Annotated in this window: 1 protein-coding gene and 1 pseudogene; one reads left to right on the top strand and one right to left on the bottom strand. The window is 65.7% G+C overall.

The window, feature by feature from the left end; translation table 11 throughout:
- Nucleotides 1-883 (top strand): LysR family transcriptional regulator (locus tag D588_RS24575; protein ID WP_043084513.1); only part of this gene is annotated, 883 nt, incomplete at its 5' end.
- 16 nt (nt 884-899) lie between these two features.
- Here the strand turns inward: D588_RS24575 and D588_RS0111505 are convergent.
- Nucleotides 900-1,235: pseudogene (locus D588_RS0111505) on the bottom strand (DUF3363 domain-containing protein); the annotation flags it as partial.
- Nucleotides 1,236-1,269 lie beyond the last annotated feature (34 nt).

The raw sequence follows: 1,269 nt of genomic DNA, 5'->3' as shown, positions 1-1,269 counted from the left end.
TGCCCCGGATGAACAACCTACTGAGAGATCACAGCTAGACATGAGCAAATCGGGGGTCGCCAAGAGCATCGCCCGCTTGGAAGCCACGCTGGGCGTGCGGCTGTTCCAGCGGACCACGCGCCGCCTGAGCCTGACCGAAGAAGGTCGTCAGTTCAGTGACGGTTGCCAGCGGGCCTTGGCGGAACTGGAGAACGCACAGGCGCTGGCGACGACGCAACGGCAAGAGTTGGCCGGGCGTTTGCGCGTCGATCTGCCTGTGGTCTTCGGCCGGCGCTGGGTGCTGCCGGCGCTGCTGGAAATCGCCACGCAGCACCCCGCGCTCGAACTGGACGTGAGCCTGACCGATCGCCGAGTCGATCTGGTCGAGGACGGCATCGACCTGGTGATTCGCATTGGGCCGCTGCAAGACAGCGCCACACTGGTCGCCAAGCCCTTGGGCGTGCAGCAGGCGGTGCTGGTCGCTCATCCTGACTATCTGACCCGACACGGCGAACCGCAAACCCCGGACGACCTGCATCGACACGCCTGCATCACCTTCGGTAGCGGCGGGCAGGCGCGGCCCTGGCATTTCCTCGACCGCCACGGCCGCAGTCAACCGTTGGCAGTGCGCGGGCGGCTGGGCCTGAACCATAGCGAAGCCATCCTCGATGCGGCACTTGCGGGGCATGGCATCGCACTGCTGTCCGACTGGTTGGTTGCCGAGCACCTGCGCGCAGGACGGTTGCTGCGCGTATTACCCATGGTCGAAACTCAGGGATTCCCGATCCATGCGGTGTGGCAGAAGAACCGGCACCTGTCCGCCAAGGTGCGGCGCGTCGTGGACATTCTGTCCGAGCGGTTTTCTCCGAAGGCTCCTTGGGAAGCGCAGCGAAAGGCTGGATGAAAAAGCAGCCTCATCGCTATCCGATGGCTAGCCCGCGCTGCTTTCCAATCTCCCACGACACCTGAGCGCCGCGTAGCGTCGCGGCGATCTGCTGCCCCAGCCGTTGTTCGATCACCGGCCGCCACGGCACCAGGCTGAATCCCATGCCGTCATCGAGCATCGCGTAGCGCCCGCTGGCGAGCATGACCGAGCACCGGTAGATGCCGGCCACGCGCTGACCATCGGCGACGGGCCGATGCTCCAGTCCGGTATCGGCGCCAATGTCCTTGGCGGCTTGCGCCAGTTCCCGATTGCGCAGCGTGCCCAGCAGGTTCCGGGCGAGGATCACACGCTGCCCGCGCCGCTCGGCTAGGGCCTGTTAACACAACCGCAGTCCATCGGCGATC

This window comes from Xanthomonas sp. SHU 308 (assembly GCF_000364645.1).
GTDB lineage: Bacteria > Pseudomonadota > Gammaproteobacteria > Xanthomonadales > Xanthomonadaceae > Xanthomonas_A > Xanthomonas_A sontii.
The sequence above is the reverse complement of the archived record's forward strand: the minus strand, read 5'-3'. Positions and strand labels throughout refer to the sequence as shown.